This is a genomic window from Ensifer sp. ENS02, from assembly GCF_014851885.1.
In the GTDB taxonomy this organism is placed as follows: domain Bacteria; phylum Pseudomonadota; class Alphaproteobacteria; order Rhizobiales; family Rhizobiaceae; genus Ensifer; species Ensifer adhaerens.
On sequence record NZ_JACVAO010000009.1, the window covers coordinates 18,288 to 39,344 of the forward strand.

Genomic DNA, 21,057 nt, shown 5'->3' on the forward strand with positions numbered 1-21,057 from the left:
GATAGAAAACGGAGAGCCGGAAATGGCAAAGAGCAAATTTGAGCGCAACAAGCCGCACGTTAACATTGGCACGATTGGCCACGTTGACCATGGCAAGACGTCGCTGACCGCAGCGATCACGAAGTACTTCGGCGAGTTCAAGGCGTACGACCAGATCGACGCTGCTCCGGAAGAAAAGGCCCGTGGTATCACGATTTCGACGGCGCACGTTGAGTATGAGACGCCGAACCGTCACTACGCTCACGTTGACTGCCCCGGCCACGCCGACTACGTCAAGAACATGATCACCGGTGCAGCGCAGATGGACGGCGCGATCCTGGTTTGCTCGGCTGCTGACGGCCCGATGCCGCAGACCCGCGAGCACATCCTGCTCGCTCGTCAGGTTGGCGTTCCGGCAATCGTCGTGTTCCTCAACAAGGTCGACCAGGTTGACGACGCCGAGCTTCTCGAGCTCGTCGAGCTGGAAGTTCGCGAACTTCTGTCGTCCTACGAATTCCCGGGCGACGACATTCCGATCATCAAGGGCTCGGCTCTTGCTGCTCTGGAAGATTCGGACAAGAAGATTGGCGAAGACGCGATCCGCGAGCTGATGGCAGCTGTTGACGCTTACATCCCGACGCCTGAGCGTCCGATCGACCAGCCGTTCCTGATGCCGATCGAAGACGTGTTCTCGATCTCGGGCCGTGGTACGGTTGTGACCGGTCGCGTTGAGCGCGGCATCGTCAAGGTCGGCGAAGAAGTCGAAATCGTCGGCATCCGCGACACGTCGAAGACGACGGTTACGGGCGTTGAAATGTTCCGCAAGCTGCTCGACCAGGGCCAGGCCGGCGACAACATCGGCGCGCTGATCCGTGGTGTTAACCGTGACGGCGTCGAGCGTGGCCAGATCCTGTGCAAGCCGGGTTCGGTCAAGCCGCACAAGAAGTTCATGGCTGAAGCCTACATCCTGACGAAGGAAGAAGGCGGCCGTCATACGCCGTTCTTCACCAACTACCGGCCGCAGTTCTACTTCCGCACGACGGACGTGACGGGCATCGTGACGCTGCCGGAAGGCACGGAAATGGTTATGCCGGGCGACAACGTCACCGTTGCCGTTGAGCTGATCGTTCCGATCGCGATGGAAGAAAAGCTGCGCTTCGCAATCCGCGAAGGCGGCCGTACCGTCGGCGCAGGCATCGTTGCCTCGATCGTCGAGTAATCGACGAGACTGAGGGCGGGAAGACACAAGGCGCATGTGCTATGCGCCTTGGACATACCCGCCCCGAAAGATTTAGTTGGTCGCACGGCTTGCCGAAGACGACGAAATAGTGCAAATGGCGCCCACGCGTGATTTGCACGGTGCTTCGACGTTGTGCGCTCACAGAAAGACAGGCCGGCCACGGCCGCTCAAATAGGAAGGGGCAGGGGAAACCCTGTCCCTCCGATCTTTGAAAAGTTAGCGGACTGGCCGAAATTAAACGAAGTTCACTGCGTGTTTTTCCACGGAAACCGCAAGTAACCTGAACAAGGATAAGTCGTATGAACGGCCAGAACATCCGCATCCGCCTCAAGGCGTTTGATCACCGGATCCTCGACGCCTCGACGCGCGAAATCGTGTCGACTGCAAAGCGTACCGGTGCAAGCGTGCGCGGTCCCGTACCGCTGCCGACGCGCATTGAAAAGTTTACGGTCAACCGCTCGCCGCACGTCGACAAGAAGAGCCGTGAACAGTTCGAAATGCGCACCCACAAGCGCCTTCTCGATATCGTAGACCCGACCCCGCAGACCGTTGACGCGCTGATGAAGCTCGACCTGGCTGCCGGCGTCGACGTGGAAATCAAGCTTTAATAAACAAGGAAGGTACGTGGACCTCGGTCCAACGGCTTCCAAAAACGGGCGACCTCAAGATCGGATGATCTCAAGGAAACCTTAAACCAGAGATGTGAAGGGGCTTGCTCCGTCACTAACTCTCAAGAGGAATGAACCAATGCGTTCAGGTGTGATTGCACAGAAAGTGGGAATGACCCGCGTCTATAACGACGCCGGTGAGCATATCCCGGTTACAGTTTTGAAGCTGGAAAGCTGCCAGGTGGTAGCCCAGCGTACGGAAGAAAAGAACGGCTACGTTGCTGTCCAGCTCGGTGCTGGCCGCTCCAAGGTCAAGAACACGCCGAAGGCGATGCGCGGCCACTTTGCTGCTGCCAACGTCGAGCCGAAGGCGAAGCTCGTCGAGTTCCGCGTTTCCGCGGACAACCTGATCGACATCGGTGCAGAACTGACGGCGAACCATTTCGTCGCCGGTCAGCTCGTCGACGTCACCGGTACCACGATCGGTAAGGGCTTTGCCGGCGCCATCAAGCGCCACAACTTCGGCGGTCTGCGTGCAACGCACGGCGTTTCCGTATCGCACCGTTCGCATGGTTCTACCGGTTCCAACCAGGACCCGGGCCGCGTTTGGAAGGGCAAGCGCATGGCTGGTCACATGGGCCAGACGCGCGTCACCACTCAGAACCTCGAAGTCGTATCGACCGATGAAGACCGCGGTCTGATCCTGGTCAAGGGCGCTGTCCCCGGCTCCAAGGGTGCCTGGATCGTCGTTCGTGACGCCATCAAGTCGGGCACCCCGGAAGGCGCTCCGCGTCCGGCCGCTGTGCGCGCCGAAGCATCGAAGTAAGGGAGCCGAATAATGGATCTCAACGTCAAAACCCTCGAGGGCAAGGACGCAGGAAAGGTTTCTCTTTCTGACGCCATTTTCGGCCTCGAACCCCGTGAAGACATCATTGCCCGCGTCGTTCGCTGGCAGCTCGCCAAGAAGCAGCAGGGCACGCACAAGGCCAAGGGCCGCGCTGAAGTGTCCCGCACCGGCGCCAAGATGTACAAGCAGAAGGGTACGGGCCGCGCCCGCCACCACTCCGCTCGTGCTCCGCAGTTCCGCGGCGGTGGCAAGGCTCATGGCCCGGTTGTCCGCAGCCACGCCCATGACCTGCCGAAGAAGGTTCGCGCCCTCGGCCTGCGCCATGCACTCTCGGCCAAGCTGAAGGCTGAAGAGATCATCGTCATCGACGATCTCGTTGCCAAGGAAGCCAAGACGAAGGCTCTCGCCGGCGTATTCGCGTCGCTCGGCCTCACCAACGCTCTCATCATCGGCGGCGCCGAGATCGAGAACAACTTCAAGCTCGCAGCCCAGAACATCCCGAACGTGGACGTTCTGCCGGTTCAGGGCATCAACGTTTACGACATTCTGCGCCGTGGCAAGCTCGTGCTTTCCAAGGCTGCCGTGGAAGCTCTGGAGGAGCGGTTCAAATGACGGATCTTCGCCACTACGACGTGATCGTGTCCCCCTCGATCACTGAAAAGTCGACGCTGGTTTCCGAACAGAACCAGGTCGTCTTCAACGTCGCCAAGGACGCTTCGAAGCCTGAAATCAAGGCTGCAGTCGAAGCTCTGTTCGGCGTCAAGGTTACGGCCGTGAACACGCTGGTCCGCAAGGGCAAGACGAAGCGTTTCCGCGGCTTTGCCGGAAAGCAGAAGGACGTGAAGAAGGCGGTCATTACGCTCGCCGACGGTCAGTCCATCGACGTCTCCACCGGTCTCTAACGGATAGGCCCATTAGGGTAAAAACCCAAAAGGGAACAAGAAAATGGCATTGAAAAGTTTCAATCCGACGACCCCGAGCCAGCGCCAGCTGGTCATCGTTGACCGGTCCGGCCTCTACAAGGGCAAGCCGGTAAAGGCGCTGACCGAGGGCCTGTCCTCCAAGGGCGGTCGCAACAACCTCGGTCGCATCACCGTTCGCTTCCAGGGCGGCGGTCACAAGCGCACCTATCGTCTGGTGGACTTCAAGCGTCGCAAGTTCGACGTTGAAGGCACGGTCGAGCGTCTGGAATACGACCCGAACCGCACCGCGTTCATCGCGCTCGTCAACTACGCCGACGGCGAAAAGGCCTACATCCTCGCTCCGCAGCGCCTTGCTGCTGGCGACAAGGTCATCGCTTCGGAAAAGGCCGTTGACGTGAAGCCCGGCAACACGATGCCGCTGCAGTACATCCCGGTCGGCTCCATCATCCACAACGTGGAAATGAAGCCGGGCAAGGGCGGCCAGATGGCCCGCTCCGCCGGTACCTACGCACAGCTCGTTGGCCGCGACCAGGGCATGGCGATCCTTCGCCTGAACTCTGGTGAACAGCGCCTGGTGCATGGTTCCTGCCTCGCCTCGATCGGCGCCGTGTCGAACCCCGACCACGGCAACATCAATGACGGTAAGGCTGGTCGTTCGCGTTGGCGTGGCAAGAAGCCGCACGTTCGCGGTGTCGTCATGAACCCGGTTGACCACCCGCACGGCGGTGGTGAAGGCCGTACCTCGGGTGGTCGTCACCCGGTTACCCCGTGGGGCAAGCCCACGAAGGGTAAGCGTACGCGCTCGAACAAGTCGACCGACAAGTTCATCATGCGCTCGCGCCACCAGAAGAAGAAGTAAGAGAGGAAGTCTCGAATGACTCGTTCAGTATGGAAAGGTCCGTTCGTTGACGGTTATCTTCTCAAGAAGGCTGAGAAGGTCCGCGAAGGCGGTCGCAACGAAGTGATCAAGATCTGGAGCCGCCGCTCCACGATCCTTCCGCAGTTTGTCGGTCTCACCTTCGGCGTCTACAACGGCAGCAAGCACGTTCCGGTCAGCGTCAACGAAGACATGGTCGGCCACAAGTTTGGTGAATTCTCTCCGACCCGGACCTACTACGGTCACGGTGCGGACAAGAAGGCAAAGAGGAAGTAACAATGGGCAAGGCAAAAGCCGAACGCCGGCTGAAGGATAATGAGGCGCAGGCAGTTGCGCGCACGATCCGCGTCAGCCCCCAGAAGCTCAACCTGGTTGCCGCGATGATCCGCGGCAAGAAGGTCGATCGCGCTCTGGCCGAACTGGAATTCTCCCGCAAGCGCATTGCAGAGACGGTCAAGAAGACCCTTGAATCTGCCATCGCAAACGCGGAGAACAACCACGATCTCGACGTCGATTCGCTCGTCGTTGCAGAAGCTTACGTTGGCAAGTCGATTGTCATGAAGCGCTTCCACGCTCGTGGTCGCGGCCGTGCATCGCGTGTCGAAAAGCCGTTCTCGCACTTGACGATCGTCGTCCGTGAAGTGGAAGCCAAAGGGGAGGCCGCATAATGGGTCAGAAGATTAATCCGATCGGCTTCCGTCTCGGTATCAACCGGACCTGGGACAGCCGCTGGTTCGCGGACAACGCCGAGTACGGCCAGCTTCTTCACGAAGACCTGAAGATCCGCGCTTACCTGATGGAAGAACTGAAGGCTGCCGGCATCGCCAAGGTGGTAATCGAGCGTCCGCACAAGAAGTGCCGCGTCACGATCCACTCCGCTCGTCCGGGCCTGATCATCGGCAAGAAGGGCGCTGACATCGAGAAGCTCCGCAAGAAGCTTTCCGAGATGACCAGCTCCGAGACGCACCTCAACATCGTTGAAGTGCGCAAGCCGGAAGTCGACGCGACCCTCGTCGCTCAGTCGATTGCCCAGCAGCTCGAGCGCCGCGTGGCTTTCCGCCGTGCGATGAAGCGCGCTGTTCAGTCGGCCATGCGTCTTGGCGCCGAAGGCATCAAGATCACCTGCGCCGGCCGCCTCGGTGGCGCCGAAATCGCTCGTACCGAATGGTACCGCGAAGGTCGCGTTCCGCTGCACACGCTGCGTGCGGACATCGACTACGGCACGGCTGAAGCGGAAACCGCTTTCGGTATCTGCGGCATCAAGGTCTGGATCTTCAAGGGCGAAATCCTTGAGCACGATCCGATGGCTTCGGAGCGTCGCGCGATCGAAAGTGACAACCAGGGCCCGGCAGGCCGTGATCGCGACCGTGGCGATCGTGACCGCCGTCGTGAAAACGCGTAACATTCGCGTTTGGCAGCCAATATCGGAGAAGTAAAAAAATGTTGCAGCCAAAGCGTACGAAGTATCGCAAGCAGTTCAAGGGCCGCATCAAGGGCGTAGCCAAGGGCGGATCTGATCTCGCTTTCGGCGAATTCGGCCTTAAGGCTCAGGAACCCAACCGCGTGAATGCACGCGAGATCGAAGCGGCCCGCCGCGCGATCACGCGTCACATGAAGCGCGCCGGCCGCGTCTGGATCCGTGTGTTCCCTGACGTTCCGGTCACCGCCAAGCCGACGGAAGTCCGCATGGGTAAGGGTAAGGGTTCGGTCGAATACTGGGCATGCAAGGTCAAGCCCGGCCGAATGATGTTTGAGATCGATGGTGTCAGCGAAGAACTTGCCCGTGAGGCACTTCGTCTTGGCGCTGCCAAGCTCTCTGTCAAGACGCGCTTCGTGCAGCGTATCGCAGAGTAAGGAGTGAACTCATGAAAGCCGTAGATGTTCGCGCTCTCAGCGCCGATCAACTCAACGAAGAGCTCGCCAAGCTGAAGAAGGAGCAGTTCAACCTGCGCTTCCAGAAGGCAACCGGCCAGCTCGAGAAGTCTTCGCGTATCAACGAAGTCCGCAAGGACATCGCACGCGTCAAAACCATTGCCCGCCAGAAGGCGGCAGAAGCCAAGGCCTAAGGACCAGAAAATATGCCGAAACGCATTCTGCAGGGCACTGTTGTCAGCGACAAGAACGACAAGACCGTCGTCGTACGGGTCGAGCGCCGCTTTGCGCATCCGATCCTCCAGAAGACCGTCCGTCGCTCCAAGAAGTACAAGGCGCATGACGAAAACAACCAGTACAAGGTTGGTGACGTCGTTTCCATCGAGGAATGTGCGCCGATCTCGAAGGATAAGCGCTGGACGGTAGTCGCCGCCCACGCTTGATTTCAGCAGGTTTTGACGCCAAGACCCTTGCGTCTTGGGAAAATACCTGTATGAAGCACGCAATTGAAGCAGGGGAACGCTCGATTCCGGGCGTTCTTTTGCTTTGAGATGAGCACTATAAGCCGGGCGAGGGGGTTTCGACCCAACCGGCCTGGTAACAACAAGAAGGCGACCTGACATGATTCAGATGCAAACAAACCTCGACGTGGCGGATAATTCCGGCGCACGTCGTGTCATGTGCATCAAGGTGCTGGGCGGCTCCAAGCGCAAGTATGCGTCGGTCGGCGACATCATTGTCGTTTCGATCAAGGAAGCCATTCCGCGCGGCCGCGTAAAGAAGGGTGATGTCATGAAGGCTGTTGTCGTTCGCACTGCGAAGGACATCCGCCGTCCGGATGGCTCTGTCATCCGCTTTGACACCAACGCAGCCGTTCTTATCGATAACAAGAAAGAGCCGATCGGCACCCGTATCTTCGGACCGGTTCCGCGCGAACTTCGCGCCAAGAACCACATGAAGATCATCTCGCTGGCTCCAGAAGTACTCTAAGGGAGCGTTGAGAGATGCAAAAGATTCGCAAAGGCGACAAAGTCGTCGTTCTCACCGGTAAGGACAAGGGTCGTACCGGCGAAGTCGTACAGGTAATGCCGAAGGAAGACCGGGCTGTCGTGCGTGGCGTAAACATGGTGAAGCGTCACCAGCGCCAGACCCAGAGCCAGGAAGCCGGCATCATCAACAAGGAAGCCTCGATCCATCTTTCGAACATCGCGATTGCCGATCCGAAGGACGGCAAGCCGACCCGCGTCGGTTTCAAGATCGATGGCGACAAGAAGGTCCGCGTGGCCAAGCGTTCGGGAGTAGTGATCGATGGCTAAGTCCGCTTACGAGCCGCGGCTCAAGAAGGAATATGTCGAGCGTATTCGTGCGGCTATGCAGGAGAAGTTCTCCTACGCCAACGAAATGCAGATCCCGCGCCTCGACAAGATCGTCATCAACATGGGCGTTGGCGAATCGACGGGCGACTCCAAGAAGCCGACCGTTGCTGCAGCCGACCTCGCAGCGATTGCTGGTCAGAAGCCGGTAATCACCCGCGCTCGCAACTCCATCGCAGGCTTCAAGCTTCGCGAAGGTATGCCGATCGGTGCCAAGGTTACCCTGCGCGGCGTTCGGATGTTTGAGTTCCTGGATCGCCTCGTGAACATCGCGCTTCCGCGCGTTCGCGACTTCCGTGGCCTCAATCCGAAGTCCTTTGACGGACGTGGCAACTTCGCCATGGGCGTCAAGGAACACATTGTGTTCCCTGAGATCAACTACGACAAGGTTGATCAGATGTGGGGCATGGACATCATCGTTTGCACGACGGCTACTAACGACGACGAAGCTCGCGCTCTGCTCACAGAGTTCAACTTCCCGTTCCGTCAGTAATCCGTAACGACAAGCGTAAAGAAGGATAACTGTAATGGCGAAAACGAGCGCAGTTGAAAAGAACAAGCGCCGCCGCAAACTGGTTGCCTCGCAGGCTGCAAAGCGTGCCGCTCTGAAGGCGACCATCATGAACCAGTCTCTGCCGATTGAAGAGCGGTTCAAGGCAACCATCAAGCTGGCAGGCCTGCCGCGCGATGGATCCAAGACCCGCATCCGCAACCGTTGCGAAGTTACCGGCCGTCCGCGCGCCTTCTATCGTAAACTTCGTATGTCGCGTATTGCGCTTCGCGAACTGGGCAACCTCGGCAAGGTGCCGGGTATTGTCAAGTCGAGCTGGTAAGGAGACGGGCACATGGCAATGACTGATCCGCTGGGCGATATGCTCACCCGTATCCGTAACGGCGCGGCTCGCCGCAAGTCGAGCGTTTCCACGCCGGCTTCGAAGCTCCGTGCGCGTGTTCTGGATGTTCTTCAGGCTGAAGGCTACATCCGTGGTTACTCCGAAGTCGTATTCGGCAACGGCAAGGCCGAGCTGAACATCGAACTGAAGTACTACGAAGGCGCTTCCGTGATCCGTGAGATCGGACGCGTCTCCAAGCCGGGCCGCCGAGTTTATGTCTCGGTTAAGTCCATTCCGCAGGTCGCGAACGGCCTCGGCATCACCATCCTTTCGACCCCGAAGGGCGTGATGGCCGATCATCAGGCACGCGAACAGAATGTTGGTGGCGAGATCCTTTGCTCCGTCTTCTAATCGAAGACGGTAGCAAGTTCTCCATAGCGAACAGACAGGTATAAAAATGTCTCGTATCGGTAAGAAGCCCGTTCAGGTTCCGGCAGGCGTCACGGCAAGCGTTGATGGCCAGAAGGTAACGGCGAAGGGCCCGAAGGGCGAACTGTTCTTTGTTGCAAACGACGAAGTATCGGTAAAGCTCGAAGAAAATGCGGTTGTTGTACAGCCGCTCAGCCAGAGCAAGGATGCTCGTTCGAAGTGGGGCATGTCCCGCACGATGATCGAGAACATCTTCAAGGGCGTCAAGGACGGTTACGAGCGCAAGCTCGAAATCAACGGCGTTGGTTATCGTGCGTCGCTGCAGGGCAAGAACCTGCAGCTGGCGCTCGGCTTCAGCCACGACGTCGTCTACCAGACCCCGGAAGGCATCACGATTGCTGTTCCGAAGCCGACCGAAATCATCGTGTCCGGCATCAACAAGCAGCAGGTCGGCCAGGTTGCCGCGGAAATCCGCGAATACCGCGGCCCCGAGCCCTACAAGGGCAAGGGCGTCAAGTATGCCGAAGAGCGGATTGTCCGCAAAGAAGGCAAGAAGAAGTAAGGATCACGCGAAATGGCTAGCAGGAAAGATACTCTTGTGCGTCGCGCCAACCGCGTGCGCCGTCAAATCAAGGCGGTCGCCAATGGCCGTCCGCGCCTGTCGGTTCATCGCTCGTCGAAGAACATCTACGTACAGGTTATCGACGACGTGGCCGGCAAGACGCTTGCGTCTGCCTCCACGCTCGATACCGATCTGCGTTCGTCGTTGAAGACGGGCGCTGACACGGCAGCTGCTGCTGCCGTCGGCAAGCTCATCGCTGAGCGTGCCGCTAAGGCTGGCGTCAAGGACGTTGTCTTTGATCGTGGCGCCTTCATCTATCACGGCCGCATCAAGGCTTTGGCCGATGCTGCCCGTGAAGGTGGTCTGAACTTCTGATCGGTCGCCAGGCGGGCGTTGCGCCTGCCTGGCACTCTCATAGGTTTCCGGTCGCATCCGATCCATCGGACGGGGGCGACTTTTGTCAATCTGCCGATTGCACCCGGAAAAGAAAAAGGAAAAGGACAATGGCACAGGAAAGAAAGGGTTCTCGCGAAGATCGCCAGAACCGCGAAGAGCGCGACAGCGAATTTGTCGATAAGCTCGTAGCAATTAACCGCGTCGCCAAGGTGGTGAAGGGCGGTCGTCGTTTCGGTTTCGCCGCTCTCGTCGTCGTTGGCGACCAGAAGGGCCGCGTTGGCTTCGGTCATGGCAAGGCACGCGAAGTGCCGGAAGCCATCCGCAAGGCAACCGAAGCCGCAAAGCGCGACCTGATTTTCGTCCCGCTGCGTGGTGGTCGTACCCTGCATCACGACGTTCACGGCCGTCATGGCGCCGGCAAGGTGCTGCTGCGTTCGGCCAAGGCCGGTACCGGTATCATCGCTGGTGGCCCGATGCGCGCCGTCTTCGAAACGCTCGGCGTTCATGACGTCGTTGCCAAGTCGACCGGTTCGTCGAACCCCTACAACATGGTTCGCGCAACGTTCGACGCCCTCAAGAACCAGATGCACCCGAAGGACATCGCAGCTCAGCGCGGCATGAAGTACGCCACGCTCCAGGCTCGTCGTGTTTCCTCCGGCGCTGCTTCCGAAGAATAAGGGAGCTGACAGATGGCTAAGAAAGAAGTCGCAGCGAAGACCGTTACCGTCGAGCAGATCGGTAGCCCCATTCGCCGTCCGGCCGTACAGCGTCAGACGCTGATCGGTCTGGGCCTCAACAAGATGCACCGGGTTCGCACGCTGGAAGACACTCCGTCTGTCCGCGGCATGATCCGGACTGTCCAGCACCTCGTTCGCGTCGTCGACGAGAAGTGAGGGGGATAAGCTCATGAAACTGAATGAAATCAAGGACAACGAAGGCTCGACCCACAGCCGTAAGCGTCTTGGCCGTGGTATCGGCTCGGGCTCCGGCAAGACCGCCGGTCGCGGTGTGAAGGGTCAGAAGGCTCGTTCGGGCGTCGCCATCAACGGCTTCGAAGGCGGCCAGATGCCGATCTACCGTCGTCTGCCGAAGCGCGGCTTCAACAACATCTTCGCTTCGGAGTTTGTTGTCGTGTCGCTCGGCCGTATCCAGACGGCAATCGACGCCAAGAAGCTCGATGCTTCCAAGACCGTTGACGCAGCTGCCCTCAAGGCTGCCGGCGTCATCCGTCGCGAAAAGGACGGCGTCCGCGTTCTGGCCGACGGCGAACTGAAGGCGAAGGTTTCGCTCGAAGTTGCCGGTGCGTCCAAGTCGGCGATCGAGAAGATCGAAAAGGCTGGCGGCTCGATCAAGCTGCTCGCTGCGGCTGCTGAATAATATTATTGATGAACCGCCCGGGGTGCTTCACTCCGGGCGGTTTTGCTCCCATATGTGAGCCTCACGTCCGCAAGCGCGAATCGCTCGCCGCGGCGGACATAGCGGAAACCACGGTGAGGCATCCGATTGCAGACACAATCGCCTCGCGTCCGGTTTTCAAGACGAAAAGTTAGTCCTTCCGGAACGGACCGGGTGTTCCCGCTGATTCCGAGATTTGGTACGCGGAGAATTGCATGGCTTCTGCAGCGGAACAGCTCGCCTCGAACCTGAATTTCTCGACTTTCGCCAAGGCGGAAGATCTGAAGAAACGGCTCTGGTTCACGCTTGGTGCGCTTCTGGTTTACCGTCTTGGCACCTATATCCCGCTGCCCGGTCTTAACCCGGAAGCGTTTGCCCAGGCATTCCGCGGCCAGAGCGGCGGTATCCTCGGCCTCTTCAACATGTTTTCGGGCGGTGCAGTTGAGCGCATGGCGATCTTCGCGCTCGGCATCATGCCCTATATCTCTGCTTCGATTATCGTTCAGCTGATGACCTCTGTCGTTCCGGCACTGGAACAGCTGAAAAAGGAAGGCGAGCAGGGCCGCAAGATCATCAACCAGTACACCCGTTACGGCACGGTGCTTCTCGGCACGGCGCAGGCTTACGCCATCGCCGTCGGTCTCGAGAGCGGCAACGGCCTCGTCAACGATCCGGGTTGGTTCTTCCGTGTTTCGACCGTCATTTCTCTGCTTGGCGGCACCATGTTCCTGATGTGGCTCGGTGAACAGATCACCTCGCGCGGCATCGGCAACGGCATCTCGCTGATCATTTTCGCCGGTATCGTCGCACATCTGCCGACGGCTCTCGCCGGCACGCTCGAACTCGGCCGCACCGGCGCTCTGTCCACCCCGCTGATCCTCGCGATCATCGTCATGGTCGTCGGCGTCATCGCGCTCATCGTGTTCGTCGAACGTGCGCAGCGGCGGCTTCTGATCCAGTATCCGAAGCGCCAGGTCGGCAACCGCATGTTCCAGGGCGACACCTCGCACCTGCCGCTGAAGCTCAACACCGCGGGCGTCATCCCGGCGATCTTCGCCTCGTCGCTGCTGCTTCTGCCGGCAACGCTCGCAGGCTTTGCCAATACGGCGACGCTGCCGGGTTGGGCGACCACCGTGGTTGGCGCACTTGCGCACGGCAAGCCGCTCTACATGGTGCTTTACGGTGCGATGATCGCGTTCTTCGCCTTCTTCTACACCGCGATCGTGTTCAATCCGAAGGATACGGCTGACAATCTGAAGAAGCACGGCGGCTTCATTCCGGGCATTCGTCCGGGCGAGCGTACCGCGGAATATATCGATTATGTCCTGACGCGCATCACCGTGATCGGTGCGGCCTATCTGATCTTCGTCTGCATTCTGCCGGAAGTTCTGATCGCTCAGACCGGCGTGCCGTTCTACCTTGGTGGTACGTCGCTTTTGATTGTTGTCAGCGTCACCCTTGATACGGTAGCACAGATCCAGGGCCACCTCATCGCACAGCAATATGAGGGGCTGATCAAGAAGTCGAAGCTGCGCGGAGGAAAGAGGGGACGATGAGACTGATTTTTTTGGGACCGCCGGGCGCTGGCAAGGGGACACAGGCCAAGCTTCTGACGGAGAGATACGGCATTCCGCAGCTTTCCACAGGAGATATGCTGCGGGCGGCCGTCGCCCAGGCGACCGAGGTCGGCAAGCGTGCGAAGGCGGTAATGGATGCCGGTCAGCTGGTATCCGATGAGATCGTCAACGAAATCGTGTCGGATCGCATCGACCAGCCGGACTGCGCGAAGGGGTTCATCCTTGACGGTTACCCGCGCACGGTTCCGCAGGCGATTGCGCTCGGCAAGATGCTCGAGGGCAAGGGTCTGAAGCTCGATGCCGTAATCGAGCTCAAGGTCGACGAGGCAGCCCTTGTAAAGCGGATGGAGAATCGCGTAGCGGAAACCATCGCAGCCGGCGGAACCGTCCGTTCGGACGACAATCCGGAAGCCTTCAAGCGCCGGCTGACCGAGTACCGTGAAAAGACGGCGCCGCTCTCCGAGCACTACGCCGGAACGGGGCAGCTCAGAACGGTTGATGGCATGGCGGAAGTGAACACCGTCACCGCCGAGATCGAGAAGATTCTGGCTTAGACACTGGTCTTTGCCGAAAAGGAACTGCCGGGGAGTTGACTTTTCCGGCCGATTCCGCCAAAGACAGCGCCAACTCGCGACATGAGAGCGGTCGGCGCGGTCTTCAAAGAAAATGAAGTCCGGGTACGGTCGTTTTTGACGTGTCTCGAACCTCAATCAACGTGCGGCTCTTCGAGGTCGCGTAACGAAGCACCTATTGCCGGATGGCAACTGGAACGCAAGGAGAATAGACGTGGCACGTATCGCTGGCGTCAACATCCCGACGGCAAAGCGCGTAGTTATTGCGCTGACCTACATTCACGGGATCGGCCCGAAATTCGCACAGGAAATCATCGAGAAGGTCGGTATTCCGGCTGATCGTCGCGTGCATCAGCTGACGGACGCTGAAGTCCTGCAGATCCGCGAAACGATCGACCGCGACTACCAGGTCGAAGGTGACCTGCGTCGCGAGACCTCGATGAACATCAAGCGCCTGATGGACCTCGGCTGCTACCGCGGCCTGCGTCACCGTCGTGGCCTGCCGGTTCGCGGTCAGCGCACCCACACCAACGCCCGCACCCGCAAGGGTCCGGCGAAGGCGATTGCCGGTAAGAAGAAGTAATTTCCCGAAAAGGGAGATTGGGAGGCTGGTGTCAAACGCCGGCCTCCTTTTGCAGTTTGGAAGGGCGTTTGCCTGACCTTTGTTCGGCCGATCCGGCCGGGCGATATGTTCGCCGGACGATATCTCGTCCTGCGGGAAATGAAGATGCAGGGCAGGGGACGTCAAATCCTTTTCCCGGTGGAGCCGCTGGAATTACGGCGGTGCAGAGATCTAAGAAAGGGATCCTATGGCCAAGGAAGCCACCCGCGTTCGCCGTCGCGAACGCAAGAACATCACGTCTGGCGTCGCGCACGTCAATTCGTCGTTCAACAACACCATGATCACCATCACCGACGCACAGGGCAACGCGATTGCCTGGTCGTCTGCCGGTGCCAAGGGTTTCAAGGGTTCGCGTAAGTCGACCCCGTTTGCCGCACAGATCGCCGCTGAAGACTGCGCCAAGAAGGCTCAGGAACACGGCATGAAGTCGCTGGAAGTCGAAGTTTGCGGTCCGGGTTCCGGCCGTGAATCCGCACTTCGCGCGCTGCAGGCTGCGGGCTTCATGATCACCTCGATCCGCGATGTGACCCCGATCCCGCACAACGGCTGCCGCCCGCGCAAGAAGCGCCGCGTCTGATCATATGCATTCAACATGCCGGTGAGGGCGCAGACGCGCGCTCCCGGTCTTCGGGGCTCGGTTGCCACGATTGGATGGTGGCAACGAACGGAAGGCAGAAAACATGATCCAGAAGAATTGGCAGGAACTGATCAAGCCGAACAAGGTGGAGTTCGTCTCCTCCGGCCGCACCAAGGCAACGTTGGTTGCGGAACCGCTTGAACGCGGCTTCGGTCTGACGCTCGGCAACGCGCTTCGCCGCGTGCTGCTGTCGTCGCTGCGCGGTGCTGCTGTCACCGCAGTGCAGATCGACGGCGTCCTGCACGAGTTCTCCTCTATCCCGGGCGTCCGGGAAGATGTGACGGACATCGTGCTCAACATCAAGGAAATCGCCATCAAGATGGATGGCGACGACGCAAAGCGCATGGTCGTGCGCAAGCAGGGTCCGGGCGTTGTAACCGCCGGTGACATCCAGACGGTTGGCGATATCGAAATCCTCAACCCGAACCATGTGATCTGCACCCTCGACGAGGGCGCTGAGATCCGCATGGAGTTCACCGTCAACAACGGCAAGGGTTACGTGCCGGCTGATCGCAACCGTTCGGAAGATGCTCCGATCGGCCTGATCCCGGTCGACAGCCTGTACTCGCCGGTCAAGAAAGTGTCCTACAAGGTGGAAAACACCCGCGAAGGCCAGGTTCTTGACTATGACAAGCTGACGATGTCGATCGAGACGGACGGTTCCGTCACCGGTGAAGATGCGATCGCATTTGCGGCCCGCATCCTTCAGGACCAGCTGTCGGTCTTCGTCAACTTCGACGAGCCGCAGAAGGAAGCAGAGGAAGAGGCAGTTACCGAACTCGCCTTCAACCCGGCGCTTCTCAAGAAGGTCGACGAACTGGAACTTTCGGTCCGTTCGGCCAACTGCCTGAAGAACGACAACATCGTCTACATCGGCGACCTCATTCAGAAGACCGAAGCAGAAATGCTCCGCACGCCGAATTTTGGTCGCAAGTCGCTGAACGAAATCAAGGAAGTTCTCGCTTCCATGGGCCTGCACCTCGGCATGGAAGTGCCGTCCTGGCCGCCCGAGAACATCGAAGATCTCGCCAAGCGTTACGAAGACCAATACTAACCATTAGACTGCGGGCGAATGCCTGCAAGTGAAGGAGAATAGCCATGCGCCACGGTAAAGCCGGCCGCAAGCTGAATAGAACCGCCAGCCACCGCAAGGCGATGTTTGCCAACATGGCAGCTTCGCTGATCGAACACGAGCAGATCGTTACGACCCTGCCGAAGGCCAAGGAAATCCGCCCGATCGTCGAGAAGCTCGTCACGCTCGGCAAGCGCGGTGACCTGCACGCTCGCCGCCAGGCGATCTCGCAGATCCGCGACGCCGCTGTCGTTGCCAAGCTGTTCGACACGATCGCATCGCGCTACGCCACCCGCAACGGCGGCTACCTGCGCATCATGAAGGCTGGCTTCCGTCACGGCGACAACGCCGCGCTCGCCGTCATCGAATTCGTTGACCGCGACGTCTCGGCAAAGGGCGCGAAGGATCTCGCCCGCGTTGCTGCAGAAGCCGAAGCTGCTGAAGCAGCCTAAGCCGATCGAAGGCAGAAAACTGAAGCGGCCGGGTGTTCGTCACCCGGCCGCTTTTTCTTTTGGGGCTGTTGCTCAGCGTGCGTTTGACGGTGCGCTCGTTCTGTCACCGTTTCGTCGAAATGCGATCGAGGGTCGATGTCCTGGCGAGGCGAAGATGGCCTCAGGCGCTTCCGGCGGCGGTTCTGACCGGCGCATTGGCCGCCTGTCGCTTGCGCCGCAGATACGGCTTGCGCACCAGCCGCCAGACAAGCAGTGCGGCGACGAGCCCGAGATAAAGCAGCTGTTCGGCGCCGATGACCTTCACCGACATCGAAAAATGCACGGCGCCGGCGGCGGCGATCACATAGGCCAAGCGGTGAAGCGTGTTCCACCGCGTACCGAGCCTGCGGATCGACCAGTTGTTGGAGGTGAGCGCCAGCGGGATCAGCATGACGAGTGCGGCCATGCCGATGGTGATGAAGGCGCGGCGGGCGATGTCGGCCAGTATGCTCGGAAAGTTTAGCCGCTGATCGAGCAGCATGTAGGCGAGGAAGTGCATCAGCACATAGTAGAACGCCAGCAAACCCAAGGCCCGCCGATAGCGCAGCCAGTTGATGCCGAATAGGTCGCGAATCGGCGAGATCGCCAATGTCGCGACGAGGAAACGCAGCGCCCAGAGGCCGAGCAAGTGTTCGAATTCCTTGACCGGGTTTCCGGCCAGTTGGCCCGTAGCGCCGAGATAGAATGCATAGGCGGCGGGCAGCAGACCAAAGCCGTAGAGCCCCCAGACCGAGGCCGAATGGTAGCGTTTCGGGAGCGAGGGCAGGCGGGCCATGATCAATAGTTCGCTCTGAGATCCATGCCGGCATAAAGTCCGGCCACCTCGTCGGCATAGCCATTGAAGGGCAGGGTATCGCGCCGGTTGGAGCCGAAGAAGCCGCCACCGCCGATGCGGTTTTCCGTTGCCTGGCTCCAGCGTGGATGATCGACCGCCGGATTGACGTTGGCAAAGAAGCCGTACTCGTTCGGCGCCGAGAGGTTCCAGGTGGACGGTGGCTGGGTTTCCGTGAGCGAAATGCGCACAATCGACTTGATCCCCTTGAATCCGTATTTCCAGGGGGTAACCAGCCGGATCGGCGCGCCGTTCTGGTTGGGAAGCGTCTTGCCGTAGACGCCGACGGATAGCAGCGTCAGCGGGTGACGGGCCTCGTCGAGTCTCAGCCCTTCGCGATAGGGCCAGGCAAGCGGCTGGAAGAAACCGGATTGTCCCGGCATTTCCGACGGGCGCACCACGGTTTCGAACGAGACATATTTCGCGCTGCCAAGCGGCTCTACCTTGTCGAGCAGGGCCGAGAGCTGAAACCCGGTCCAGGGGATCACCATCGACCAGGCCTCGACACAGCGCATGCGGTAGACGCGTTCCTCGATCGGGAGCGCGAGCAGTTCCTCGAGCCCGAATTCCTTCGGCTTGCCGACGAGGCCATCGACTTTCACCGTCCAGGGCGTTGCCTTGAAGCTGTTCGAATTGGCAGCCGGGTCGCCCTTGCCGGTCCCGAACTCATAGAAATTGTTGTAGCTGGTGACGTCGGCCTCCGGCGTCAGGTCTTCGTCGACAGTGTATTTGCTCTTGGGCGCGCCGAGTGCGGCCGCCAGCCCCGTGCCGCTGCCCGCAAGCAGCATGCCGCCGCCGGCAGCAGCCCCGAGGAAGGTGCGGCGGTTGAAGAAGAGGGCCTCCGGGGTGATCTCGGAGGAAACGATTCGCGGCGGGCGGTAAGATGGCATGGTCTTTTCCGAAGTGATTTATGAGCCTTGTCTTCTATGAACTCACCAGACTTTCGATCACCGTGAAAGGGGTTGCGAACCACGTTTTCGTGCGTAGCGCGTGAAGCTGGCAACTTTGCATATCCTGCGCCAACATTTGCCTTTTTTCCCGCGAAATCCTATCTGAACGTAGCCGCGACGAATAGGAGAATGCTTCACATGATCGTAGGTCGAAGAGCGCTTGTTTCGCTCGTCATCGCTGTTTCTCTCGCCTGTCCGGCATTGGCCCAGGAGGCCAAGAGCGTTCCGCAGTCGCGGACCGAAATGCAGCTTTCCTTTGCGCCTCTCGTCAAGCAGACGGCAAATGCCGTCGTCAACGTCTATGCCGAGCGGGTGGTCGAGCGCCGTTCGATTTTCTCCGGTGACCCCTTCTTCGAGGAGTTCTTCGGCCAACGCATGCCGAACCGCTCGGAGAAGCAGTCTTCGCTCGGTTCCGGGGTGATCGTCGGCAAGAACGGCATCGTCGTGACCAATAACCACGTCATCGAGGGCGCTGACGATATCAAGGTGGCGCTGGCCGATGGCCGCGAGTTTCCCTGCAAGATCGTGCTCAAGGACGACCGGCTCGACCTCGCTGTTTTGAAGATCCAGTCGGACGGTCCCTTCGACATCGTGCCGCTTGGTGATTCCGATGCAGTCGAGGTCGGCGACCTCGTGCTCGCGATCGGCAACCCCTTCGGCGTCGGCCAGACGGTGACGAGTGGCATCGTTTCGGCGCTCGCGCGCAATCAGGTCTCCTCGGGTGATTTCGGCTTCTTCATCCAGACGGATGCGGCGATCAACCCGGGCAATTCCGGCGGTGGCCTTATCGACATGAACGGCCAGCTCATTGGCATCAACACCGCGATCTTCTCCAAGGGCGGCGGTTCTAACGGCGTTGGCTTTGCCATCCCGGCCAATCTGGTGAAGGTCTTCGTTGCGTCGGCCGAAGGTGGCAACGGCGCCTTCGTGCGTCCCTTCATCGGCGCCAGCTTCGAGCCGGTCACTTCGGAAGTGGCCGAAGCCCTGGGCCTCAGCCGCGCCCGCGGAGCGCTGGTGACCGCCGTCGTGGCCGGTGGCCCGGCCGAACAGGCCGGTATCAAGCCCGGCCAGGTGATCACCGCCGTCAACGGCATCGAGGTCGAACATCCCGACGCACTCGGTTATCGCCTGACGACGGTCGGCATTGGTCATGAGGCGCGCGTCACCGTATCGGAAAACGGCAAGCCGCGGGAAGTGACGATCAAGCTCGACCGGGCTCCAGAAACGTCGCCACGGGATGAACGGCTGATCGAAGGTCGTAACCCCTTCGCCGGTGCAGTCGTTGCCAACCTGTCGCCGCGCCTTGCCGACGAGCTGCGCATGTCGACCTCGCTGCAGGGCGTCGTCGTCATGCAGGTCAACCGCGGTTCGCCCGCCGCCCGCATCGGCCTCGAGCCGAAGGACATCGTGCGGTCGGTCAACGGCACGGCGATTGACACGTCGAAGACGCTGGAACAGGTAATGGCCGACGATGCCTCCTTCTGGCGTGTCGAGATCGAGCGCGACGGCCAGCTCATCCGTCAGTTCTTCCGATGAGCGACCTGTTCACCGCCCACGAGCCACCGGAAATGGCGTCGGCAAGACCGCTTGCCGACCGGCTTCGCCCGCGAACGCTTGCCGAAGTCACCGGTCAGGATCACCTGACCGGTGAGGACGGCGTGCTGTCGCGCATGATTGCTTCGGGTTCGCTCGGGTCGATGATCTTCTGGGGGCCGCCCGGAACCGGCAAGACGACCGTGGCGCGGCTGCTTTCGGGGGAGGCGGGTCTCGCCTTCGAGCAGATCTCCGCGATCTTCTCCGGTGTCGCCGATCTCAAGAAGGTGTTCGAGGCGGCGCGGGCAAGGCGCATGTCCGGCCGTCAGACGCTGCTCTTCGTCGACGAGATTCATCGCTTCAACCGGGCACAGCAGGACAGCTTCCTGCCGGTGATGGAAGACGGCACCGTCATCCTTGTCGGCGCGACGACGGAAAACCCATCCTTCGAACTCAACGCCGCTCTCCTGTCCCGAGCCCGGGTGCTGACCTTCAAGCCGCATGGCGAAGACAGCATCGAGGAACTGCTGTCGCGCGCCGAAGAGTCCGAGGCCAAGAAACTGCCGCTCGATGCGGATGCGCGCGCCAGCCTCATCCGTATGGCCGACGGCGACGGTCGCGCTGCGCTGACACTGGCGGAAGAAGTCTGGCGCGCCGCGCGCCGCGACGAGATCTTCAATGCGGCGGCACTCCAGAACATCGTCCAGCGCCGGGCGCCCGTCTATGACAAGGGCCAGGACGGCCACTACAATCTGATCTCGGCCTTGCACAAGGCGGTGCGTGGCTCTGATCCGGATGCCGCACTCTACTATCTCTGCCGCATGTTCGATGCCGGCGAGGATCCGCTTTATCTCGGGCGGCGCCTGGTGCGCATGGCGGTCGAGGACATCGGCCTTGCCGACCCGCAGGCCCTGGTGATCTGCAACGCCGCCAAGGACGCCTATGACTATCTCGGCTCGCCCGAGGGCGAACTGGCGCTTGCCGAAGCCTGCGTCTATCTCGCGACCGCGCCGAAATCGAACGGCGTCTATACCGCCTACAAGGCAGCGATGCGGGCGGCGAAGGAAAACGGCTCGCTGCTGCCGCCGAAACATATCCTCAACGCCCCGACGAAACTGATGAAGGGTGAGGGCTACGGCGACGGCTACCGCTACGACCATGACGAGCCGGATGCTTTTTCCGGCCAGGACTATTTCCCCGAGAAGATGGGGCGCAGAACCTTCTATGATCCGCCGGAGCGCGGTTTCGAGCGCGAGATCCGCAAGCGGCTGGAATGGTGGGCGAAACTCCGTCGGGAGCGCAACGCATCGTAGGGGGCAGACTTGCAGACCCCTCAGCGCCTCGCACGTTTGCATGGTTTCAACGACCGCGTGAAATGGTTTCGCTTTGCCGCGGACGCAAGGCTGATTTGCCCTTGACCGCCTTGCCGGCGAAACT

The 21,057-nt window shown here is 60.2% G+C and carries 32 protein-coding genes; 30 read left to right on the plus strand and 2 right to left on the minus strand.

Translation table 11 applies throughout. The features are described from left to right. The first annotated feature begins 22 nt into the window (after positions 1 to 22). The 28 genes from tuf to rplQ all read left to right on the plus strand — a co-directional run bounded on the left by tuf (position 23) and on the right by rplQ (position 16,266). Entirely contained in the window at positions 23 to 1,198 is a 1,176-nt protein-coding gene (gene tuf, locus IB262_RS19580; RefSeq protein ID WP_034795467.1) for an elongation factor Tu, read from the plus strand. Positions 1,199 to 1,518: 320 nt separating this feature from the next. Beyond that, positions 1,519 to 1,827: a 30S ribosomal protein S10 gene (gene rpsJ / locus IB262_RS19585; protein ID WP_003507767.1), complete on the plus strand. Its 309-nt coding sequence runs from the start codon at positions 1,519 to 1,521 to the stop codon at positions 1,825 to 1,827. A gap of 139 nt (positions 1,828 to 1,966) precedes the next feature. After that, positions 1,967 to 2,653, plus strand: a complete 687-nt coding sequence (gene rplC / locus IB262_RS19590; protein ID WP_034795518.1) for a 50S ribosomal protein L3 — start codon at positions 1,967 to 1,969, stop codon at positions 2,651 to 2,653. Between the two features lie 12 nt (positions 2,654 to 2,665). Beyond that, on the plus strand, positions 2,666 to 3,286 hold the full coding sequence (rplD, locus tag IB262_RS19595) for a 50S ribosomal protein L4 (protein WP_034795521.1): 621 nt from the start codon (positions 2,666 to 2,668) through the stop codon (positions 3,284 to 3,286). Continuing rightward, the gene (locus tag IB262_RS19600; protein ID WP_034795524.1) at positions 3,283 to 3,576 is read left to right on the plus strand and encodes a 50S ribosomal protein L23; all 294 of its coding nucleotides are present in this window, start codon (positions 3,283 to 3,285) and stop codon (positions 3,574 to 3,576) included. The genes rplD and IB262_RS19600 overlap by 4 nt, the downstream gene beginning before the upstream one ends. Positions 3,577 to 3,619: 43 nt before the next feature. Then, positions 3,620 to 4,456 carry a 50S ribosomal protein L2 gene (gene rplB, locus IB262_RS19605; protein WP_034795526.1) on the plus strand — a complete coding sequence of 279 codons (837 nt, stop codon included), beginning with the start codon at positions 3,620 to 3,622 and terminating at the stop codon, positions 4,454 to 4,456. 15 nt (positions 4,457 to 4,471) lie between these two features. After that, a complete protein-coding gene (rpsS, locus tag IB262_RS19610) occupies positions 4,472 to 4,750 on the plus strand; it encodes a 30S ribosomal protein S19 (protein ID WP_018239488.1) in 279 nt (92 codons plus the stop codon). Positions 4,751 to 4,752: 2 nt separating this feature from the next. After that, a complete protein-coding gene (gene rplV / locus IB262_RS19615; protein ID WP_034795534.1) occupies positions 4,753 to 5,142 on the plus strand; it encodes a 50S ribosomal protein L22 in 390 nt (129 codons plus the stop codon). Continuing rightward, positions 5,142 to 5,876, plus strand: a complete 735-nt coding sequence (gene rpsC / locus IB262_RS19620; protein ID WP_034795537.1) for a 30S ribosomal protein S3 — start codon at positions 5,142 to 5,144, stop codon at positions 5,874 to 5,876. The genes rplV and rpsC overlap by 1 nt, the downstream gene beginning before the upstream one ends. Before the next feature lie 38 nt (positions 5,877 to 5,914). After that, positions 5,915 to 6,328 (plus strand): 50S ribosomal protein L16, encoded by a 414-nt coding sequence (rplP, locus tag IB262_RS19625; protein ID WP_011975175.1) that lies wholly within the window; start codon positions 5,915 to 5,917, stop codon positions 6,326 to 6,328. An 11-nt stretch (positions 6,329 to 6,339) separates the two neighbouring features. After that, the gene (gene rpmC, locus IB262_RS19630; protein WP_034795543.1) at positions 6,340 to 6,540 is read left to right on the plus strand and encodes a 50S ribosomal protein L29; all 201 of its coding nucleotides are present in this window, start codon (positions 6,340 to 6,342) and stop codon (positions 6,538 to 6,540) included. 12 nt (positions 6,541 to 6,552) lie between these two features. Further along, on the plus strand, positions 6,553 to 6,789 hold the full coding sequence (gene rpsQ / locus IB262_RS19635) for a 30S ribosomal protein S17 (RefSeq protein ID WP_034795546.1): 237 nt from the start codon (positions 6,553 to 6,555) through the stop codon (positions 6,787 to 6,789). Positions 6,790 to 6,967: 178 nt separating this feature from the next. Further along, positions 6,968 to 7,336 carry a 50S ribosomal protein L14 gene (rplN, locus tag IB262_RS19640; RefSeq protein ID WP_034795548.1) on the plus strand — a complete coding sequence of 123 codons (369 nt, stop codon included), beginning with the start codon at positions 6,968 to 6,970 and terminating at the stop codon, positions 7,334 to 7,336. 14 nt (positions 7,337 to 7,350) lie between these two features. After that, the gene (gene rplX / locus IB262_RS19645) at positions 7,351 to 7,662 is read left to right on the plus strand and encodes a 50S ribosomal protein L24 (RefSeq protein WP_025426674.1); all 312 of its coding nucleotides are present in this window, start codon (positions 7,351 to 7,353) and stop codon (positions 7,660 to 7,662) included. Further along, on the plus strand, positions 7,655 to 8,212 hold the full coding sequence (rplE, locus tag IB262_RS19650; protein ID WP_034795552.1) for a 50S ribosomal protein L5: 558 nt from the start codon (positions 7,655 to 7,657) through the stop codon (positions 8,210 to 8,212). Before rplX ends, rplE begins: the two co-directional genes overlap by 8 nt. 34 nt (positions 8,213 to 8,246) lie before the next feature. Then, positions 8,247 to 8,552, plus strand: a complete 306-nt coding sequence (rpsN, locus tag IB262_RS19655) for a 30S ribosomal protein S14 (RefSeq protein ID WP_034795562.1) — start codon at positions 8,247 to 8,249, stop codon at positions 8,550 to 8,552. Positions 8,553 to 8,564: 12 nt separating this feature from the next. After that, complete coding sequence (rpsH, locus tag IB262_RS19660; RefSeq protein WP_025426677.1) at positions 8,565 to 8,963, plus strand: 30S ribosomal protein S8; 399 nt, start codon at positions 8,565 to 8,567, stop codon at positions 8,961 to 8,963. Between the two features lie 46 nt (positions 8,964 to 9,009). Then, on the plus strand, positions 9,010 to 9,543 hold the full coding sequence (gene rplF / locus IB262_RS19665; protein WP_034795564.1) for a 50S ribosomal protein L6: 534 nt from the start codon (positions 9,010 to 9,012) through the stop codon (positions 9,541 to 9,543). 12 nt (positions 9,544 to 9,555) lie between these two features. Further along, the gene (gene rplR, locus IB262_RS19670; protein ID WP_034795567.1) at positions 9,556 to 9,918 is read left to right on the plus strand and encodes a 50S ribosomal protein L18; all 363 of its coding nucleotides are present in this window, start codon (positions 9,556 to 9,558) and stop codon (positions 9,916 to 9,918) included. Between the two features lie 128 nt (positions 9,919 to 10,046). Then, positions 10,047 to 10,616, plus strand: a complete 570-nt coding sequence (rpsE, locus tag IB262_RS19675; protein ID WP_034795569.1) for a 30S ribosomal protein S5 — start codon at positions 10,047 to 10,049, stop codon at positions 10,614 to 10,616. Positions 10,617 to 10,628: 12 nt separating this feature from the next. Continuing rightward, positions 10,629 to 10,832 carry a 50S ribosomal protein L30 gene (gene rpmD, locus IB262_RS19680; RefSeq protein ID WP_043623384.1) on the plus strand — a complete coding sequence of 68 codons (204 nt, stop codon included), beginning with the start codon at positions 10,629 to 10,631 and terminating at the stop codon, positions 10,830 to 10,832. Between the two features lie 13 nt (positions 10,833 to 10,845). Next, complete coding sequence (gene rplO / locus IB262_RS19685; RefSeq protein ID WP_034795576.1) at positions 10,846 to 11,316, plus strand: 50S ribosomal protein L15; 471 nt, start codon at positions 10,846 to 10,848, stop codon at positions 11,314 to 11,316. Between the two features lie 233 nt (positions 11,317 to 11,549). Then, complete coding sequence (secY, locus tag IB262_RS19690) at positions 11,550 to 12,890, plus strand: preprotein translocase subunit SecY (protein ID WP_034795578.1); 1,341 nt, start codon at positions 11,550 to 11,552, stop codon at positions 12,888 to 12,890. Next, positions 12,887 to 13,465: an adenylate kinase gene (locus IB262_RS19695; RefSeq protein WP_034795582.1), complete on the plus strand. Its 579-nt coding sequence runs from the start codon at positions 12,887 to 12,889 to the stop codon at positions 13,463 to 13,465. Before secY ends, IB262_RS19695 begins: the two co-directional genes overlap by 4 nt. A 232-nt stretch (positions 13,466 to 13,697) precedes the next feature. Further along, positions 13,698 to 14,066 carry a 30S ribosomal protein S13 gene (rpsM, locus tag IB262_RS19700; protein WP_034795586.1) on the plus strand — a complete coding sequence of 123 codons (369 nt, stop codon included), beginning with the start codon at positions 13,698 to 13,700 and terminating at the stop codon, positions 14,064 to 14,066. Positions 14,067 to 14,292: 226 nt separating this feature from the next. Continuing rightward, positions 14,293 to 14,682, plus strand: a complete 390-nt coding sequence (rpsK, locus tag IB262_RS19705; protein WP_003536496.1) for a 30S ribosomal protein S11 — start codon at positions 14,293 to 14,295, stop codon at positions 14,680 to 14,682. Between the two features lie 103 nt (positions 14,683 to 14,785). Then, the gene (locus IB262_RS19710) at positions 14,786 to 15,796 is read left to right on the plus strand and encodes a DNA-directed RNA polymerase subunit alpha (RefSeq protein WP_034795592.1); all 1,011 of its coding nucleotides are present in this window, start codon (positions 14,786 to 14,788) and stop codon (positions 15,794 to 15,796) included. 44 nt (positions 15,797 to 15,840) lie between these two features. Further along, positions 15,841 to 16,266, plus strand: coding sequence for a 50S ribosomal protein L17 (rplQ, locus tag IB262_RS19715; RefSeq protein WP_034795595.1), 426 nt, complete (start codon positions 15,841 to 15,843; stop codon positions 16,264 to 16,266). 160 nt (positions 16,267 to 16,426) lie between these two features. On the opposite strand, the gene msrQ is transcribed toward rplQ, so the two are convergent. Together msrQ and msrP are read right to left on the minus strand one after the other, a co-directional pair. Then, entirely contained in the window at positions 16,427 to 17,080 is a 654-nt protein-coding gene (msrQ, locus tag IB262_RS19720; protein ID WP_112977358.1) for a protein-methionine-sulfoxide reductase heme-binding subunit MsrQ, read from the minus strand. Between the two features lie 2 nt (positions 17,081 to 17,082). After that, the gene (gene msrP / locus IB262_RS19725; RefSeq protein WP_112977359.1) at positions 17,083 to 18,027 is read right to left on the minus strand and encodes a protein-methionine-sulfoxide reductase catalytic subunit MsrP; all 945 of its coding nucleotides are present in this window, start codon (positions 18,025 to 18,027) and stop codon (positions 17,083 to 17,085) included. Between the two features lie 198 nt (positions 18,028 to 18,225). Here msrP and IB262_RS19730 point away from each other — a divergent pair, with 198 nt between their 5' ends. Together IB262_RS19730 and IB262_RS19735 are read left to right on the plus strand one after the other, a co-directional pair. After that, positions 18,226 to 19,623, plus strand: a complete 1,398-nt coding sequence (locus IB262_RS19730) for a DegQ family serine endoprotease (RefSeq protein ID WP_034795616.1) — start codon at positions 18,226 to 18,228, stop codon at positions 19,621 to 19,623. After that, on the plus strand, positions 19,620 to 20,933 hold the full coding sequence (locus IB262_RS19735) for a replication-associated recombination protein A (protein ID WP_112977361.1): 1,314 nt from the start codon (positions 19,620 to 19,622) through the stop codon (positions 20,931 to 20,933). Before IB262_RS19730 ends, IB262_RS19735 begins: the two co-directional genes overlap by 4 nt. The last annotated feature ends 124 nt before the right edge of the window (positions 20,934 to 21,057 follow it).

What these genes read in the sequence shown, in the direction of transcription:
- tuf (WP_034795467.1), top strand. Translation starts at nt 23, where the DNA reads ATGGCAAAGAGCAAATTTGAGCGCAACAAGCCGCACGTTAACATTGGC.
- rpsJ (WP_003507767.1), top strand. Translation starts at nt 1,519, where the DNA reads ATGAACGGCCAGAACATCCGCATCCGCCTCAAGGCGTTTGATCACCGG.
- rplC (WP_034795518.1), top strand. Translation starts at nt 1,967, where the DNA reads ATGCGTTCAGGTGTGATTGCACAGAAAGTGGGAATGACCCGCGTCTAT.
- rplD (WP_034795521.1), top strand. Translation starts at nt 2,666, where the DNA reads ATGGATCTCAACGTCAAAACCCTCGAGGGCAAGGACGCAGGAAAGGTT.
- IB262_RS19600 (WP_034795524.1), top strand. Translation starts at nt 3,283, where the DNA reads ATGACGGATCTTCGCCACTACGACGTGATCGTGTCCCCCTCGATCACT.
- rplB (WP_034795526.1), top strand. Translation starts at nt 3,620, where the DNA reads ATGGCATTGAAAAGTTTCAATCCGACGACCCCGAGCCAGCGCCAGCTG.
- rpsS (WP_018239488.1), top strand. Translation starts at nt 4,472, where the DNA reads ATGACTCGTTCAGTATGGAAAGGTCCGTTCGTTGACGGTTATCTTCTC.
- rplV (WP_034795534.1), top strand. Translation starts at nt 4,753, where the DNA reads ATGGGCAAGGCAAAAGCCGAACGCCGGCTGAAGGATAATGAGGCGCAG.
- rpsC (WP_034795537.1), top strand. Translation starts at nt 5,142, where the DNA reads ATGGGTCAGAAGATTAATCCGATCGGCTTCCGTCTCGGTATCAACCGG.
- rplP (WP_011975175.1), top strand. Translation starts at nt 5,915, where the DNA reads ATGTTGCAGCCAAAGCGTACGAAGTATCGCAAGCAGTTCAAGGGCCGC.
- rpmC (WP_034795543.1), top strand. Translation starts at nt 6,340, where the DNA reads ATGAAAGCCGTAGATGTTCGCGCTCTCAGCGCCGATCAACTCAACGAA.
- rpsQ (WP_034795546.1), top strand. Translation starts at nt 6,553, where the DNA reads ATGCCGAAACGCATTCTGCAGGGCACTGTTGTCAGCGACAAGAACGAC.
- rplN (WP_034795548.1), top strand. Translation starts at nt 6,968, where the DNA reads ATGATTCAGATGCAAACAAACCTCGACGTGGCGGATAATTCCGGCGCA.
- rplX (WP_025426674.1), top strand. Translation starts at nt 7,351, where the DNA reads ATGCAAAAGATTCGCAAAGGCGACAAAGTCGTCGTTCTCACCGGTAAG.
- rplE (WP_034795552.1), top strand. Translation starts at nt 7,655, where the DNA reads ATGGCTAAGTCCGCTTACGAGCCGCGGCTCAAGAAGGAATATGTCGAG.
- rpsN (WP_034795562.1), top strand. Translation starts at nt 8,247, where the DNA reads ATGGCGAAAACGAGCGCAGTTGAAAAGAACAAGCGCCGCCGCAAACTG.
- rpsH (WP_025426677.1), top strand. Translation starts at nt 8,565, where the DNA reads ATGGCAATGACTGATCCGCTGGGCGATATGCTCACCCGTATCCGTAAC.
- rplF (WP_034795564.1), top strand. Translation starts at nt 9,010, where the DNA reads ATGTCTCGTATCGGTAAGAAGCCCGTTCAGGTTCCGGCAGGCGTCACG.
- rplR (WP_034795567.1), top strand. Translation starts at nt 9,556, where the DNA reads ATGGCTAGCAGGAAAGATACTCTTGTGCGTCGCGCCAACCGCGTGCGC.
- rpsE (WP_034795569.1), top strand. Translation starts at nt 10,047, where the DNA reads ATGGCACAGGAAAGAAAGGGTTCTCGCGAAGATCGCCAGAACCGCGAA.
- rpmD (WP_043623384.1), top strand. Translation starts at nt 10,629, where the DNA reads ATGGCTAAGAAAGAAGTCGCAGCGAAGACCGTTACCGTCGAGCAGATC.
- rplO (WP_034795576.1), top strand. Translation starts at nt 10,846, where the DNA reads ATGAAACTGAATGAAATCAAGGACAACGAAGGCTCGACCCACAGCCGT.
- secY (WP_034795578.1), top strand. Translation starts at nt 11,550, where the DNA reads ATGGCTTCTGCAGCGGAACAGCTCGCCTCGAACCTGAATTTCTCGACT.
- IB262_RS19695 (WP_034795582.1), top strand. Translation starts at nt 12,887, where the DNA reads ATGAGACTGATTTTTTTGGGACCGCCGGGCGCTGGCAAGGGGACACAG.
- rpsK (WP_003536496.1), top strand. Translation starts at nt 14,293, where the DNA reads ATGGCCAAGGAAGCCACCCGCGTTCGCCGTCGCGAACGCAAGAACATC.
- IB262_RS19710 (WP_034795592.1), top strand. Translation starts at nt 14,786, where the DNA reads ATGATCCAGAAGAATTGGCAGGAACTGATCAAGCCGAACAAGGTGGAG.
- rplQ (WP_034795595.1), top strand. Translation starts at nt 15,841, where the DNA reads ATGCGCCACGGTAAAGCCGGCCGCAAGCTGAATAGAACCGCCAGCCAC.
- msrQ (WP_112977358.1), bottom strand. Translation starts at nt 17,080, where the DNA reads ATGGCCCGCCTGCCCTCGCTCCCGAAACGCTACCATTCGGCCTCGGTC.
- msrP (WP_112977359.1), bottom strand. Translation starts at nt 18,027, where the DNA reads ATGCCATCTTACCGCCCGCCGCGAATCGTTTCCTCCGAGATCACCCCG.
- IB262_RS19730 (WP_034795616.1), top strand. Translation starts at nt 18,226, where the DNA reads ATGATCGTAGGTCGAAGAGCGCTTGTTTCGCTCGTCATCGCTGTTTCT.
- IB262_RS19735 (WP_112977361.1), top strand. Translation starts at nt 19,620, where the DNA reads ATGAGCGACCTGTTCACCGCCCACGAGCCACCGGAAATGGCGTCGGCA.